The 14886-nt window shown below is 62.8% G+C and carries 13 protein-coding genes; all 13 read right to left on the reverse strand.

The window, feature by feature from the left end; translation table 11 throughout:
• Window positions 1-17 precede the first annotated feature (17 nt).
• The 13 genes from J2Y41_RS14710 to eat all read right to left on the reverse strand — a co-directional run bounded on the left by J2Y41_RS14710 (window position 18) and on the right by eat (window position 14821).
• A complete protein-coding gene (locus J2Y41_RS14710; protein ID WP_309929543.1) occupies window positions 18-1637 on the reverse strand; it encodes an APC family permease in 1620 nt (539 codons plus the stop codon).
• A 379-nt stretch (window positions 1638-2016) separates the two neighbouring features.
• Window positions 2017-3657: a GMC family oxidoreductase gene (locus J2Y41_RS14715; protein ID WP_224166205.1), complete on the reverse strand. Its 1641-nt coding sequence runs from the start codon at window positions 3655-3657 to the stop codon at window positions 2017-2019.
• Window positions 3658-5169, reverse strand: a complete 1512-nt coding sequence (locus J2Y41_RS14720) for an aldehyde dehydrogenase family protein (RefSeq protein ID WP_309929547.1) — start codon at window positions 5167-5169, stop codon at window positions 3658-3660.
• Between the two features lie 234 nt (window positions 5170-5403).
• Window positions 5404-5562, reverse strand: coding sequence for a hypothetical protein (locus J2Y41_RS14725; RefSeq protein WP_309929550.1), 159 nt, complete (start codon window positions 5560-5562; stop codon window positions 5404-5406).
• Between the two features lie 69 nt (window positions 5563-5631).
• Window positions 5632-6468 (reverse strand): sulfurtransferase, encoded by an 837-nt coding sequence (locus J2Y41_RS14730; protein WP_309929552.1) that lies wholly within the window; start codon window positions 6466-6468, stop codon window positions 5632-5634.
• A 108-nt stretch (window positions 6469-6576) separates the two neighbouring features.
• Window positions 6577-7179, reverse strand: a complete 603-nt coding sequence (locus J2Y41_RS14735) for a TetR/AcrR family transcriptional regulator (protein ID WP_224095083.1) — start codon at window positions 7177-7179, stop codon at window positions 6577-6579.
• 44 nt (window positions 7180-7223) lie between these two features.
• A complete protein-coding gene (locus J2Y41_RS14740; RefSeq protein ID WP_224095084.1) occupies window positions 7224-7982 on the reverse strand; it encodes a MerR family transcriptional regulator in 759 nt (252 codons plus the stop codon).
• A gap of 90 nt (window positions 7983-8072) precedes the next feature.
• Complete coding sequence (locus tag J2Y41_RS14745) at window positions 8073-8756, reverse strand: PadR family transcriptional regulator (protein ID WP_224095085.1); 684 nt, start codon at window positions 8754-8756, stop codon at window positions 8073-8075.
• A gap of 270 nt (window positions 8757-9026) precedes the next feature.
• Window positions 9027-9809, reverse strand: a complete 783-nt coding sequence (locus J2Y41_RS14750) for a 3-oxoacyl-ACP reductase (RefSeq protein ID WP_309929557.1) — start codon at window positions 9807-9809, stop codon at window positions 9027-9029.
• A 30-nt stretch (window positions 9810-9839) separates the two neighbouring features.
• A complete protein-coding gene (locus tag J2Y41_RS14755; RefSeq protein ID WP_309929559.1) occupies window positions 9840-11210 on the reverse strand; it encodes an aldehyde dehydrogenase family protein in 1371 nt (456 codons plus the stop codon).
• Window positions 11207-11977 carry a gamma-glutamyl-gamma-aminobutyrate hydrolase family protein gene (locus J2Y41_RS14760; RefSeq protein ID WP_309929561.1) on the reverse strand — a complete coding sequence of 257 codons (771 nt, stop codon included), beginning with the start codon at window positions 11975-11977 and terminating at the stop codon, window positions 11207-11209. Before J2Y41_RS14760 ends, J2Y41_RS14755 begins: the two co-directional genes overlap by 4 nt.
• A complete protein-coding gene (locus J2Y41_RS14765) occupies window positions 11958-13340 on the reverse strand; it encodes a glutamine synthetase family protein (RefSeq protein ID WP_309929563.1) in 1383 nt (460 codons plus the stop codon). Before J2Y41_RS14765 ends, J2Y41_RS14760 begins: the two co-directional genes overlap by 20 nt.
• Before the next feature lie 50 nt (window positions 13341-13390).
• Window positions 13391-14821 carry an ethanolamine permease gene (eat, locus tag J2Y41_RS14770; protein ID WP_309929564.1) on the reverse strand — a complete coding sequence of 477 codons (1431 nt, stop codon included), beginning with the start codon at window positions 14819-14821 and terminating at the stop codon, window positions 13391-13393.
• Window positions 14822-14886 lie beyond the last annotated feature (65 nt).

A 14886-nucleotide genomic window follows, 5' to 3' on the forward strand; every position in this document is an offset into this window, starting at 1 on the left:
TCAGTGTCAGACTGCTATCAACTTTGGGTTAGGACCTGGACAGGTTCGGGGGAATTTGGCTCGGCGGAGTTTGGCTGCGCGGAGGCTGGTTCGGGAGAGGGGGCCGCAGCGGCGTGCTCGGCCAAAACCCCTGTCCGGTGCCTGATACGGAGGCGGTAAAGGAGCGTTCCGCCGATGATCACCGCAGCAACGAACATGACGCCGCCCCACTGCAGGTACCACTCGAAGGGCGGTACTGAGTTGTAGATCTCCGGCCGTGGCCAGATCAGGTTCACCGTCATCGCGCCGCCCCAGAGCACTGCCAGGATGTTCACGGGCAGGCCCCATTTGCCTAGGCTGAATCCCGGTTCTGATCCGTCGTCCTTCAGGGGCCACTTCTTAAGGAACCGGCGCCGCAGCATCGGAACGGTGACCAGCAGGTAGGAGAGGTAGATCAGGACGATGCTGATGCTGGAAAGAATGGTGAAGATGGCCGGCTGGGAGATGTTGACGATCAGCGGGATCACTGCCACTGCACCGATGACGATGGCGGCCACTGTGGGGGTTTTCCGGGTGGGGTGCACTTTGCTGAGCTGGCGGCTGAAGGGAAGGTTGTTGTCCCTGGCCATGGCGAACATCATGCGGATAGCTGCTGCATGCACGGCCAGCGTGCAGACCACTACGGCCACCACGATGCAAACCAGGAAGGCCTTGCCGAAGGGGCCTCCCAGCACCGAAAGAACGATGTACTGGAGTCCGCCGTCTGCAGCTCCCAGCTTGGGATCGGACAGGTCGGGCGCAGCCAGGATCCCGCCAAGGAGGAGCAGGCCTCCCAAGAGGAAGGACGCCGTAACGGCACGCAGGATAGCCTTGGGAGCCGTGCGCTTGGGGTCCTTGGTTTCCTCGCCCAGGGAGCTGGCGGTGTCGAACCCGTACATGACGTAGCCGGAGGCCATGGCGGCAATCATGAACACCCCGAAGAAGCCCAGGGGATGTTCTTCGCCGAATCCGGCCGTATCCAGGAGGACTTCCGGTCCGCGCACTGAATGCCAAATCAGCGCCGCTATCAGCAGGACGGCCGCAACCAGCTCCACGAATACGCCCACGCTGTTGATCATGGTCATGAGTTTCACACCGAAAGCGTTGATGAGTGTGGAAATGCCGATCATGATGCTGGCAAGGATGACGCCGTTGACGGCGAAGTCGTAAGGCCCGGTTCCATCGCCCACGAGCTGGAAGCCGCTCCAGATCTGCGGCAGGGTAATTTGAAGGGCCAAGGCAACTGATCCCAGCGCCATGATCGAGGAAAGCAGGAGCAACCAGCCCGCCAGCCAGGCCCATGTTCCGCTTGAGAGCCGTTTGGCCCAGTTGTAGACAGATCCAGCCACCGGGTAGCGGCCGGCCAGTTCCGCAAAGCACAGTGCCACCATCAGCTGGCCGACGAAGACGATGGGCCATGACCACGCATAGGCAGGCCCAGCCGTGGAAAAGCCGAAGTAAAAGAGTTGAAAAACGCCGGTGAGGATGGAGATGTAGCTGACGCCGGCGGCGAAGCTGGCGAACTTACCGATGCTGCGGTCAAGGGTTTGCGCATAGCCAAACTCGTCCATGCCGCTTGCATCGCTCTTGCAGGGTCCTAATTTGCTGGGTTCTGACATTCGAACTCCTAACTCAGACGTGCACCGAATGGTGATGACCTGCGGCCGCCATTGGTCGCAGTCGAAATCAATAGGCCGGGCACCACTATGTGCCTCCGGCTGTTCCCCCATGGTTGTAACGGGGCTGGCTGGGCCTTCGAGGTGGTCGAAGTCCAGGCCTGCCCGCCAAGCCGCGACCGTATAGGTGTGGCGTGGGTCATAAGAAGAGGTTAGTTCAGATTGAACAGGCGTTCAAGACTTGTCTATGAACAAATGTTCAAGATAATGCGGGCGCCCATTCAAGGCGTAAGTGCTCGCGGGCGCTGAAACGTGGGCATGGAAAACGCCGGTGGGGGCGCTGAACGCACCCTCCACCGGTGCTTTCACTGGCAATCGCGCCTCAGGCGGGGGTCAAGCTGAAGTCCGCCTCCGCCGTCGTTGATTCAACCGTCCGGCTGGCCTTGATGAGGTCCGCGCACCGCTCACCAATCATCATGACGGTGATGTTGGGGTTGACAGTGACGTGTTCCGGCATGACGGAGGCGTCGGCAACGCGAAGGCCGGTAACGCCCTTGACCCGCAACTCGGGATCCAGCGGTGACATGTCATCGTCCACGGGACCCATCCGGACAGTACCGACCGGGTGGTACACCGTGTTGTGCGTTTTGCGGATGTAATCCTGCAGTTCCTCGTCCGTCTGTGCCTCGATACCAGGGGAGAGCTCCCGGCCGGCCCACTCGGCCATGGCAGGCTGCGCAGCGATTTCCCGTGCCTTGCGGATGCCGGCAACCATGACCCGCATGTCGTGGCCCTCCGGATCCGTGAAGTAACGGGGGTCTACCATCGGCTTGTCGCGGAAGTCCCGGCTGCGCAGCCGGACGGTTCCGCGGGAACGGGCGTGGGTGACGTTCGGGGTGAGGCTGAAGCCATTTTCCGTGGTGGGGTAGCCGTGCCGAAGGGTGTTCATGTCGAACGGGACAGAGCCGTAATGCATCATCAGGTCCGGACGATCCAAGCCCTCTTCAGTGGGGGTGAAGATGCCAATCTCCCACCACTGGGTGGAGGTCTGCACCATGGGCTGCTTGGCCTCGAACTGCACCACGCCTTCCGGGTGGTCCTGGAGGTGCTCGCCGACGCCGGGGGAATCGACCACCACGTCGATGCCGTGTGCGGCCAGATGCGCGGCCGGGCCGATGCCGGACAGCATGAGGAGCTTGGGCGAGTCGATGGCTCCGGTTGAGAGGATCACCTCGCGATGCGCTGTGAGCCGGTGGGTCCGGCCGAAAGCCGAGTCAACGACGTCGACGCCGGTGCAGCGCTTGTCCGCGTCGAACACCAGTTGGCGCGCCCGCAGGCCGGTCAGCAGCGTGAAGTTTTCACGTTCGATGATGGGGTGGATGTAGGAGACGGAGCTGGAGGAACGCGTCCCGTCCGCACGGCGGTTGATCTGGAAGAAATTTGCCCCGTTGATCACAGTGCTGCCGTCATTGAACTTAGCGCGGGGGATGCCGGCCTGCTCGCAGGCATCAAGGAGCGCGACGCCGGTGGGATCCGCCGGGGGAACGTTCATCAGGTGCACGGGCCCCGAGTCGCCATGGTGGGGAGCGTCCGGGCCCGCATCCTCATTGGTTTCCAGCCGCTGGTACAACGGCCAGGCGGCCGCAGCGTTCCAGCCGGTGGCCCCGTACTTTGACTCCCACTCGTCCAGGTCTTCGCGGGGCGCCCAGAAAGCGATGCAGGAGTTGTGGCTGGAGCAGCCGCCCATGACCTTGGCGCGGGCGTGGCGCATGAAGGAGTTGCCGTTCTCCTGCGGTTCCACCGGGTAGTCCCAGTCATATCCCGACTCCAGCAGTTCCATCCAGCGGTCAAGCTGCAGAATCTCGGGGAGGCCGCGGTCATCCGGACCGGCTTCAACAAGTGCCACGGAAACGGAAGGATCCTCGCTCAGGCGTGCGGCTACAGCGGCCCCGGCCGAGCCGCCGCCAATGACGACGTAGTCGAACCCCTGGTCCTTGAGGTTCTCGATGTTCTCGGTGTGCATCTATTTCTCCTTGCTGCGGTCAGCGAACCAGCCGGTTACCTGCGGGTTGGTGTTCTGGTAGATGTGCTTTGCTTCCTGGTATTCAGCGAGGCCGGTGGGACCGAGCTCGCGGCCGACGCCGGACTGGCCGAAGCCGCCCCATTCAGCCTGCGGAAGGTAAGGGTGGTAGTCGTTGATCCAAACGGTGCCGTGCCGCAGACGGCCTGCTACCCGCTGCGCCTTGCCGGCGTCCTGGGTCCAGACGGCGCCGGCCAGTCCGTAAATGGTGTCGTTCGCGGTGGCTACGGCTTCGTCTTCGGTGCGGAAGGTCTCCACGGTCACTACCGGGCCGAAGGCTTCGTCAACCACAACCGACATTCCTCGTTGGACGCGGTCCAGGATGGTCGGCTGGTAGTAGAAACCGGCGTCGTACTTCTCCCCTTCAGGCGCGGCACCGCCGGTCCGCAGTCGCGCGCCTTCTTCAATGCCGCGCTGGACGTACTCGTGGACCTTGTCGCGGTGCTCTGCAGAGATGAGTGGTCCGGTTTCGGCGTCATCGTCGAAGGGGCCGCCGAGGCGGATGTCCTTTGCCCTGCGGACCAGCTCGTCGACGAAGCGCTCGGCGATGGATTCCTCCACAACCAACCGCGCCCCCGCAGAGCAGACCTGGCCCGAGTGCACAAACGCGCCGTTCAACGCATTGTCGACGGCGGCGTCGAAGTCAGCGTCGGCAAATACGACATTGGGGTTCTTGCCGCCAAGCTCCAGGGCGACCTTCTTGACGGTTCCGGCGGCCGCCGCTGCGATGCGTTTGCCGGTTTCCAGGCCGCCGGTAAAGGAGACCAGGTCAATGTCGGGGTGTTCTGAAAGGGGTGCGCCCGCTTTGGAACCGGGGCCTGTCAGGAGGTTGGCGACGCCGTCGGGCAGGCCAAGGTCCTTAAGCAACTGCATGGCAAGGATTGCCGTGGAAGGAGTCAGCTCGGCGGGTTTGAGGACGAAGGTGCAGCCAGCGGCCAACGCGGGAGCGATCTTCCATGCAGCCTGCAGCAGCGGGTAGTTCCACGGCGTGATCAAGCCGCAGACACCAACGGGCTCGTAGACGATTTTGCTGACGACGGCGTTGTCCCCAGCATCGACTATGCGGCCTGCCGACTGCCCGGCGAGCCTTCCGAAATATTCGAAGCAGGCAGCGATGTCATCGATGTCGATACGGCTTTCGATGATCCGCTTGCCCGTGTCCAGCGATTCAGCGCGGGCGAACTTCTCCCGGCGTTCGCGCAGTTCCGCGGCGACCTTCAGCAGAAATGCACCGCGATCGGGCGCCGGAACAGAGGACCAGACGCCGGAGTCAAAGGCTGCACGGGCTGCCGAGATGGCGCGCTCAGCATCTTCGCGGCCAGCCTCGGAGACCGTGGCGACCAGTTCGCCGTCGGCCGGGTTGTGGATCTGGCGCACCGCGCCGGACGCGGCCGGCTCCCACGCGCCGTTGATGAAAAGAGTGGATGCGGAATCGGAGAATGTGGCTTGGGTCATACGATGCAGATTAGTTCATCTTGAACATCTGTTCAAGAGTCAGTATGAACAAATGTTCAAGATTTCGGGCTGCGTCTTGGGGCGATGACCACGTACAGCTACTGCCATTCCGGGGCGGACACAACAACGGCGCCCCTACCGTTGCCGGAGGGGCGCCGTCGTGGTCCGGAAGCTATTCGCAGTATTCGATTCTTGGCTCTCCGGCGCACGTTAAGCCGAAAGCGCGCAGCGGAATCAGCTGTCCCCGGCCCGTGCTGCCTTCTTCAACTCAGCGATTCTCAGCCGTAGGAAGATGACGGCCAAGACCAGGGCGTACACGGCCAGGGCGGCCACCGCGATCATGAAGACCGCGTACAGGATGCCCATAATTCCGAAGGCTGGACCCAAATTCATTACTACCCCCAATAGTCGTTGAGCCCCCATGCTACGCAAACCACGAGCGATTTCCGTGTACGGCGTCTGTCAGCCAAGCTCGGCTCGGCGAGCCTCGGCTCCGTACTCTGACCATCCACCTGGGTAGAGGCGGCCGCGGCCGAGTCCTGCATGCTCGAGGGTGAGAAGGTTGTGGCATGCCGTGACGCCTGATCCACAGTAGGAGATAACGGCAGTCGCATCTTCGATCCCAACCTTCGCAAACGCTCGTCGGACCTCAAGGATCGGGCGCAGGCGTCCGTCAGGACCGAGGTTCTCGCGGCATGGGACGTTCACGGCGCCGGGGATGTGTCCGGCTTGGGGATCGGTGGGCAGTTGGAGGCTTCCGTCGAAGCGGTCGGCGTTTCGAGCGTCGACGATGATCCCGGCAGCCCCTGCCTTAATGTCCTCAAGCCGGGCGAGATGCTCCTTCGGCCACGGTGACGGCGTGAAAGTCGCGGGCGTCGGCTTGGCGGGCGTCGTCTCCAGCGCTTCTGTCCACGCGGCAATCCCGCCGTCGAGCAGCGCCGCCCGATGCCCGAGGGCGCGTAGCATCCATACGAGCCGTGCTGCGATGACTCCTCCCGCATCGTCATAGGCGACGACGGTCGTGGAGTCGCCGATTCCCAAGGAAGACATTCCCTGCGCGAACACTTCAGGGTCGGGAAGAGGGTTCAGGCCGCGTGGTCCCGAACTGCCCGACAGCCATGAATCCAGGTCCACGAACAGCGCGCCTGGAAGGTGGCCGCCGTCGTACGCTGCACGACCCGACGTGCCGTCGAGGTACCACCGAACATCAGCGGTGACAACGTTGGTTCGGTGTGCCTTGAGCCATGCGGCATCAACAAAGGGCGGAAGGTCCTCTTGGGTTGTCCGGCTATCGTCCATACAGTGCAGGCTAAAGGACGTGTCCATTATTCGAGCAAAAACGTCCCATTATGCGGACGCTTGCCTAGGAGGCCGCGACCGTCGCCGCAGAATCCCCTGAGCCTGTGTTCAACCGTCGTTACCCCGCGAAGGGGCGAAAGCGATCTGCTCCGTGCGGGCAATACCTCGCTCGATAGCAGCCTTGTCTATGCCTAGGAGCGTGGTGAGCCACATGCCGTTTTGCACGACGACGATGTCTGCCGCGCGCTCCCTGCACTCATCAGCAGAAAGCCCGGGTCTGGCGTTCCCTATGAGTGTGGCAAGCCCGACCAGATACCGGTCAAAAGCCGCCGCGTTGATCCGTGCAAAGTCCTCGTCAGCCTGGGCGAGGGCCCAGAGGTGGAGGCGGAGGGACAGGTACGGCGTAGTCAGGAGATCAGGGTCCGCAACGCGCCGAAGTGACTCCCGGAGTTGCTCCTCAGGGGTTGATGCCGGCTCCGGCTCCACGAGCATGAGGTCGTGCTCTTCGATCCGGTGCAGAACCGCGCGGATCAGGCTCGACTTGTCCTCGTAGTAGTAGTTCACGAGCCCAAGCGCCACGCCTGCTTCACGCGCCACGGCTCGCATATTGATGCCCGAAATGCCGTGGCGGGACAGGAGTTCCAGGGCCGCTTCGAGAATACGTGTCTGCCTGTCAACCTGTTCGCTGGACTTTACGGTGCTTGTACCCATTCGGCCAGACTATTGCCAAACCCGAATCGGCGCATCCTGGCTGCCTACAGGTTTTCCTCCGCGTAAACCCGCAGGGCATCGCGAACGAACGTGGCTCCCGGCTCGCCGCCATAGTTCGCGGCAAATCGAGGATCAGCAACGTACATTTCACCGAGGCCTGTGACGTAGCCTTTCACGTCTCCACCGGGTGTGGCGGACGGTGTGCCTGGGATTCCGCGGAGCCATTCCACGTGGCGCCTTGCCAGTTCTTGTGCTTCAGCGCTATCCGGCGCGATGCCGGATGTGGCAGCGGAGATCCAGTCACTACCCAGTTGGCGGGAGCGGTCCTTCCATTGCTGCTTTTCTTCGGCGCTCATGCCGCGCCACCAAGCGTCACTGGTGGCGTAAGCGTCCTTGCCCCAGCGTTCCTCTACCTCGTCCTTGTATTGAGTGTGGTCGAAGCCGTCAAACATGTCCTGTGCCATGTACTTTCCATCCCCTTTCAATGTGTCAATGGTTTGCCGCACCGACGCGATTTGCCGCGACAGGCGGTCCTGCTCTTGCCCAAGCCATTCCAGATGGCCGCTCAACGCCTTGACGGTGTCGGTCTCCCGGGCCAGCACGTCGGCAATCGCAGGCAAGCCCAGTCCAAGTTCCCGGAGCAGGAGGATCCGCTGGAGCTGCACCAAGGCCGGACCGTCGTAATAGCGGTAGCCGTTATGACCGGTCCGGCTTGGCTTGAGCAGCCCAATATCGTCGTAATGACGCAGCGTGCGGCTGGTGGTCCCTGCCATTTTGGCAATTTCCTGGATCGACCAGTCCATGTGTCCTCCGTCCGACCTTCGCGTTCCTGGCTTGTCCTTTGACAGTAATGGTTGACGTTACGTCAAGGTCAAGGGGGTGGATTGGAGGAATCAGTCGGCCAGGATCAGGTAGAGCGCACGGCGGGTTTCATCGAGCTTTTCGATCGCCGCCCTGCGCTGTTCGTCGGTTGCCGCGGCGCGGAACTGGTGGACGACGCCCATCAGTTTCCCGATGCTTTGGTGGAACTCCTGCATGTTTCCGTCAGCCTCGGTGTTCCAGGCGTTGGCGAGTTCTTCTTCATGCTCTGCAACGTAGGCCCGGCCATCGTCCGTCAAAGTGAATTCCGTCCTGCGCCCCTCGCCCACGGCTGTGATGAGCTCTTCATCAACCAGCTGCTGCAGCGTGGGGTAGACGGACCCGGGGCTGGGACGCCAGGCTCCGGAGGTCTTCTCGGCGATGGTCTTGATCAGTCCATAGCCGTTGGAAGGAGCCTCGGCGAGCAGGGAAAGAATTGCAGCGCGGACGTCGCCTCGGTTACGACGGGGACCGCCCGGCCCGAACCCGCGGGGACCGAATCCGCCGGGGCCGAACCCGCCGGGGCCGAATCCGCCGGGACCAAATCCGCCAGGACCGAATCCCGGGCCGAAGCCTGGCCCGCGGCCGGGTCCGCCGTGTCCTTGGGGACCCCGGCGCCCTTTGCCGCGATTGAAGCGGCCGCGTCCATGGCCGTGTTCGGGAAGTCCGGAACCGTGTTCCGGGAACGAGCTTTCGTCGTGATTGTGGATGCCTTTCATAACAGCATCATCCTTTCGGTTAGTGGTTCGCCGAAGGAATATCGGCGATAGTTAACGATATATCGGTACCTATCGGAGCGTCAATAGTCTTTTTGGGGAGCGGGCATCGCGTCAGGACGGCTGGGATGTGAGCGAGCATCCGGTCAGGATGGTTGGGATGTGAGCGAGCATCGGGTGGGGATGGTTGGGATGTGAGAGAACGTTAAAGTCCGACGGCGGGTGCGGACTTCACGTGAAGTCCGCACCCGCCGTCGGGGTTCCTGGGAAAGCCTACGAAAGGGGAGTGACGTAAGCTCCCGAGATCCCGCCGTCCACCAGGAACGTGGAGGCTGTGATGAAGGAAGCGTCGTCGCTGGCGAGGAACGCGACAGCCGCGGCCAGCTCCTCCGGCTCCGCGAAGCGACCCAGGGGCACGTGCACCAACCGCCGGGCTGCCTTCTCGGGGTCCTTGGCGAAGAGTTCCTTCAGCAGGGGAGTGTTCACCGGGCCGGGGCAGAGGGCATTGATGCGGATGCCCTGACGGGCGAATTCGACGCCGAGTTCGCGGCTCATGGACAGCACGCCACCCTTGGAGGCGCTGTACGAAATCTGGGATGTTGCCGCCCCCATGACAGCCACGAACGACGCCGTGTTGATGATGGAGCCTTTGCCCTGCTCCTGCATGTACGGGATGGCGTACTTGCAGCAGTAGTAGACGGAGGTCAGGTTGACCTCCTGCACCCTGCGCCAGGCGTCGATTCCGGTTTCGAGGATGGAAGCGTCGTCGGCGGGGGAGATACCGGCGTTATTGAAGGCGATATCCACGCTGCCGTAGGTGTCTTTAGTCTGGGCGTAGAGGTTGCGGACCTCTTCTTCGCTGGTGACGTCCACCTTGACGAACAGGCCGCCCACTTCGTTGGCAGCGGCGATTCCGGAGGTCGGTTCGATGTCGGCGATGACGACGTTGGCGCCCTCAGCGGTCATCCGGCGTGCTGTGGCCAGACCGATGCCACTGGCACCGCCGGTGATGACTGCGCTGCGGCCTGCGAGACGGTTCGAAACTACTGATTGCATTGGTGCTCTCCTTGGAAAAGTGGAAAAAGTTCAGGCGGACTGGGTGGAAATAAAGACGTTCTTGACTTCGCTGAAGGCATCCAGCGCGTCGGGGCCAAGCTCGCGGCCAAGGCCGGACTGCTTGAAGCCACCAAAAGGCGTGGAGTATCGGACGGACGAGTGCGAATTCACGGAAAGATTGCCGGACTCGACGCCCCGGGCTACGCGCAATGCGCGGTCCACCTTGGACGTCCAGATCGAGCCGGACAAGCCGTACTCGGTGTTGTTGGCTATTCGAATGGCGTCGGCTTCGTCGTCGAACGGCACCACGGCAACAACCGGCCCAAAGATCTCGTCCGTGAACGACGGCGCCTTCACATCCGGTGTGAGCACCGTGGGTGGGAACCAGAAGCCCGGCCCTTCCGGCGCCTTCCCCTGGAAGGCGACCGGGGCGCCGTCGGGCACGAAAGCGGAAACCGTGCCCAGCTGCTGGGCCGAAATCAGCGGACCCATTGTGGTGGCCGGATCTGCGGGGTCTCCGACACGCATGCCGAGGACCTCTGGTTCCAGCAGCTCGAGGAAGCGCTCATAGACGCTGCGCTGCACAAGGATCCTGGAACGTGCGCAGCAGTCCTGCCCGGCGTTGTCGAAAGCGCCACCGGGAGCGGCGGCCGCAGCCATCTCAAGGTCGGCGTCGTCGAAGATGATGTTGGCGCTCTTGCCGCCCAGCTCAAGCGTCACGCGCTTCACCTGGTCCGCGCAGCCGGCCATGATCTGCTTTCCAACGCCTGTGGAGCCAGTGAACACCACCTTGCGGACCGCCGGATGGGTGACGAACCGCTGGCCCACCACGGAACCCTTGCCAGGAATTACCTGGAAGACGCCGTCGGGAATGCCCGCTTCGAGCGCCAGCTCGCCAAGGCGGATGGCGGTCAGCGGCGTGACCTCCGCCGGCTTGAGCACAACAGTGTTGCCTGCGGCCAACGCGGGGGCGAAACCCCACCCTGCAATGGGCATCGGGAAGTTCCACGGAACAATGATGCCAACAACGCCCAGCGGCTCATGGAAGGTCACGTTGACCCCGCCAGCCACAGGAATTTGGCGGCCGAAATGACGTTCCGGAGCAGCCGAGTAGTAATTGAGGACGTCGCGGACGTTGCCCGCTTCCCATCGCGCGTTGCCAATGGTGTGGCCCGCGTTTCGCACCTCAAGTTGCGCGAGGTTCTCCAGGTCATTGTCGACGGCGGCAGCGAACCGTCGCAGCAGCAGCGCCCGGTCAGCGGGGGCAACTGCCCGCCACGTCTCGTAGGCGGCGGCTGCCTTGGCAATGGCTGCGTCCGTTTCTGCCTGGCCAGCCAGGGGAACAGTCTGGATGACCTCCTCGGTGGCCGGATTGATCACATCAAACACTGTTGCTGTCATGCGGGGGACATCGCTTTCATGGTTGCGGTCTGGTCTGAGCGGTAGCCGGCGGCAGCTTCCACGAACCCGCGGAACAGCCGGAGATCGTTGGGGTTCTGTTCCGGATGGAACTGAACACCCAGAACCCAGCCGCCCTCGGTGGTTTCAACGGCCTGGACCAGGCCATCGGCGGAGCGGGCAGTCACACGCAGGGTGTCCGGCACCGAGTCCAGGGCCTGGTGGTGGTAACACGGGGAGGTGGCGGAGCCGCCCAGCAGGTGGTGGATGAGGCTGCCCGGGGTAGTTGTGAAGGATGCTTCTCCGTAAACCCCAGGTGCCGGCTGGCTCTTGCTGTCTGGAATGACGTCGGGGATGTGCTGGATCAAGGTCCCGCCCAGTACGACGTTGAGGAGCTGCGCTCCGCGGCAGATCGCGAACAGCGGGAGTTCGCGCTCAAGTGCGGCACGGATCAGGGCGGAATCGTGCGCGTCCCGCAGCGGCTGCGGCTTGGTGGCTGGGTGCGGCGGCTCGCCGTAGAGGGAAGGATCGACGTCGGGACCTCCCACCACGATCAAGCCGTCCACCAGGTCCAGCACGGATTCGTCGGTGCCCAGCGGAGGGAGCAGGATTGGTGTTGCTCCGGCTGCGACCACTGCCTGCACGTACGTTCCGGGGAGGATTGCCGCCGTCGTATTCCACACTCCCCAGGAGGCCTCCTGAAGGTAACTGGTGAGCGCGATCCTGGGCTTGTACGGTTGCCCGTAAGTTTCAGAGACGTTCGAAGCCACGGACCCGCTCCCAATCTGTGATGGCGCTGTCGTAAGCGGTGAGCTCAACGTTGGCGGCGTGGACGTAGTGGTCCACCACGTCGTCGCCGAAAGCCTTGCGGGCAATGCTGCTCTCGGCCAGGAGGTCCCGCGCGTCCCGCAACGTAGTGGGCAGCCGTTCCGCATCGGATTCGTAAGCGTTGCCCTTGGTGATTGCCGGCAACTGGAGATCGTTCTCGATGCCATGGATGACTGCGGCGATCATTGCAGCCACGGCGAGGTAGGGGTTCACGTCGCCGCCGCCCACGCGGTTCTCGGTGCGGAGGCCGCGGCCGTGACCCACGACGCGGAGCGCGCAGCTGCGGTTGTCCAGGCCCCAGGCGATCGCCGTCGGGGCGAAGCTGCCTTCCACGAATCTCTTGTAGGAATTGATGTTGGGCGCCAGGAAGTAGGCGAGTTCGCGCAGCGCCGCGAGTTGACCCGCAACGAAGCGTTCCATCAGGGGACTGAAGCCGTGTTCGCCGTCGCCCGCCAGTACCGGGTTGCCGTCCATGTCGGTGAGGCTGAAGTGGATGTGGCAGGAGTTGCCTTCACGCTCGTTGAACTTGGACATGAACGTGATGCTCTTGCCGTGCTGGTCGGCGATTTCCTTGGCGCCGTTCTTGTAGAACGTGTGCTTATCGCAGGCCGCGAGGGCTTCATCGAAGCGGAACGTGATTTCCTGCTGGCCGAGATTGCATTCGCCCTTGGAAGACTCGACCACCAGACCCGCGGCTTCCATGTTGTTGCGGATGGAGCGGATCACTGGTTCCAAGCGGGCTGTGGCAAGGAGCGAGTAGTCCACGTTGTATTGCGTCGACGGCGCAAGGCCCGTGTAGTTCTTCTGCCAGGCCTGGTTGTATGAGTCATCGAACATCAGGAACTCAAGCTCGGTGCCAACGTGGGCCCGGTAGCCCAGCTTTTCGAGCCGTTCGATCTGCGCTTTCAGGATCTGCCGTGGTGATGCTGCCACCGGCGTCCGGTCTGTCCAGAGGACATCGCACTGCACGATGGCTGTGCCTTCGAGCCAAGGAACCTTCCGGAGTGTTGAAACGTCCGGCAGCATCACCATGTCCCCGTAGCCGGTCTCCCAAGACGACATCGCGTAGCCGTCCACGGTTTGCATTTCAACATCCACGGCGAGCAGGTAGTTACAGCCCTCCGCGCCGTGATCCAGAACGTCTTCAAGGAAGGAACGTGCGCCGCAGCGCTTGCCTTGGAGGCGACCCAGCGCATCGGTGATGGCGACAATGACAGTATCGATCTCGCCGCTTGCTACGGCCTCGCGCAGTTCGTCGACGGTGAGCTGCCGGTTCCGGCTGGACTCTTGGATGTGGGAATTCATGATGTCTCCGCAGTGTGGTTCTGTGAGTGGATGTCAGGTTCTGCTGGCTGCTACTTCAGCTCGGCCTCGGCCATGGCGAGTTGGGCGAACTCTTCCTCGGGTGCGCCCGCCACTATCCGGTGCCGGCTGTAGAGCCAGTAGTAAAGGAGGGCAGCGGCAAAAATCGCTGCCGTAATGGAAGCGGCAAAGACGTCGACGACGAACGTCGCCACGACTGCCACCGCGGACAGGACCAGGGCAATCGACGTCGTGACGATCCCGCCAGGCGTCCTGTAACCGCGTTCCAGGTTGGGTTCCTTCTTGCGAAGGACGATGTGCGAGAGGTTCAGCAGGACGTAGGAAACCGTCGCGCCGAAGACTGCGATGTTGATGAGCAAGGCACCATCCTGGGTGATGGCCGCGAGGAGGAATCCAATGGTGCCCGGAACAATCAATGCCCAGTACGGGGTGCGCCGTTTGCCGGTGAGGGAGAGCCAGCGGGGGAGGTAGCCTGCCCGCGAGAGGGCAAACAGCTGGCGTGAATAGGCATAAATGATGGAGAAGAAGCTCGCCACCAGACCAGCCAGTCCGGCGTAATTAATGAACTCAGCCAGGAAAGTGTTGCCACCGTAGGCGATGCGTAGGGCTTCAGGCAGCGGGTTGTCGGATTCGCTCATGGCCTGGGAGCCAGCTGCACCGGGTACCAAAACCAGCATTAGCGCGCCGAAAATGACCAGGATAATGACGGCCACAATGATTCCCCGTGGCATGTCCCTCTTGGGATTCGACGTTTCCTCAGCCGCGAGGGGAACGCCCTCCACCGCCAGGAAGAACCAGATTCCGTAGACCAGCGCAGCCAGGATGCCGCTGATACCCATGGGCAGGAACGCGCTGGAGCCTGCGGATCCATCGGGAACAATATCGAACAGCCGGGCCGAATCGAACTTTGGAAGCAGGCCGACGACGGCGGCGGCCAGGGCGATGGTGGCCACCGCGGTGATTGCGAACATGATCTTGAGGGCTTCGCCGACTCCGCGGATGTGGATGCCGATGAAGATGACGTACGTGACCAGGTAGACCGGCCACGAGTTGGTGAGGCCAAACAGGCCGAGCGCCTCCACATAGCCGCCGATGAAGGTGGCAATAGCTGCCGGTGCCACCGCGTATTCGATCAGGACCGCCATGCCGGTTGCGAATCCACCGAGTGGTCCCAGGGCCCGGCGGGCGAACGCATAGCCAGCGCCCGCCGTCGGGAGCGTTGATGAGAGCTCAGCGAGCCCGAAAACCATGCAGGTGTACATCACGGCCATGAGAAGGAAAGCGATCAGCAGGCCGCCCCAGCCTCCTTGTGCCAGGCCCAGGTTCCAGCCGGCGAAATCGCCGGAGGTCACGTAGGCCACTCCAAGTCCCGCGAGGAGAACCCATCCGGCGGCACCCCGTTTGAGGCGCCGGTGCTTCAAATACTCATCCTCGCCGCCGGGCGGCTGGTGCACTGTTTCCATGCGTGTTCCTATCGTCTGAGGAATGCTTCTGGGAAAAGTCGAGCGGGGGATCAATCAGATCCTAA

It is taken from the genome of Arthrobacter sp. 1088, from assembly GCF_031455315.1.
Classification (GTDB): domain Bacteria; phylum Actinomycetota; class Actinomycetes; order Actinomycetales; family Micrococcaceae; genus Arthrobacter.

Bases quoted from the DNA above. Each gene is read 5' to 3' on its own strand.
- J2Y41_RS14710 (WP_309929543.1), bottom strand. From the start codon at position 1,637: ATGTCAGAACCCAGCAAATTAGGACCCTGCAAGAGCGATGCAAGCGGC.
- J2Y41_RS14715 (WP_224166205.1), bottom strand. From the start codon at position 3,657: ATGCACACCGAGAACATCGAGAACCTCAAGGACCAGGGGTTCGACTAC.
- J2Y41_RS14720 (WP_309929547.1), bottom strand. From the start codon at position 5,169: ATGACCCAAGCCACATTCTCCGATTCCGCATCCACTCTTTTCATCAAC.
- J2Y41_RS14725 (WP_309929550.1), bottom strand. From the start codon at position 5,562: ATGAATTTGGGTCCAGCCTTCGGAATTATGGGCATCCTGTACGCGGTC.
- J2Y41_RS14730 (WP_309929552.1), bottom strand. From the start codon at position 6,468: ATGGACGATAGCCGGACAACCCAAGAGGACCTTCCGCCCTTTGTTGAT.
- J2Y41_RS14735 (WP_224095083.1), bottom strand. From the start codon at position 7,179: ATGGGTACAAGCACCGTAAAGTCCAGCGAACAGGTTGACAGGCAGACA.
- J2Y41_RS14740 (WP_224095084.1), bottom strand. From the start codon at position 7,982: ATGGACTGGTCGATCCAGGAAATTGCCAAAATGGCAGGGACCACCAGC.
- J2Y41_RS14745 (WP_224095085.1), bottom strand. From the start codon at position 8,756: ATGAAAGGCATCCACAATCACGACGAAAGCTCGTTCCCGGAACACGGT.
- J2Y41_RS14750 (WP_309929557.1), bottom strand. From the start codon at position 9,809: ATGCAATCAGTAGTTTCGAACCGTCTCGCAGGCCGCAGCGCAGTCATC.
- J2Y41_RS14755 (WP_309929559.1), bottom strand. From the start codon at position 11,210: ATGACAGCAACAGTGTTTGATGTGATCAATCCGGCCACCGAGGAGGTC.
- J2Y41_RS14765 (WP_309929563.1), bottom strand. From the start codon at position 13,340: ATGAATTCCCACATCCAAGAGTCCAGCCGGAACCGGCAGCTCACCGTC.
- eat (WP_309929564.1), bottom strand. From the start codon at position 14,821: ATGGAAACAGTGCACCAGCCGCCCGGCGGCGAGGATGAGTATTTGAAG.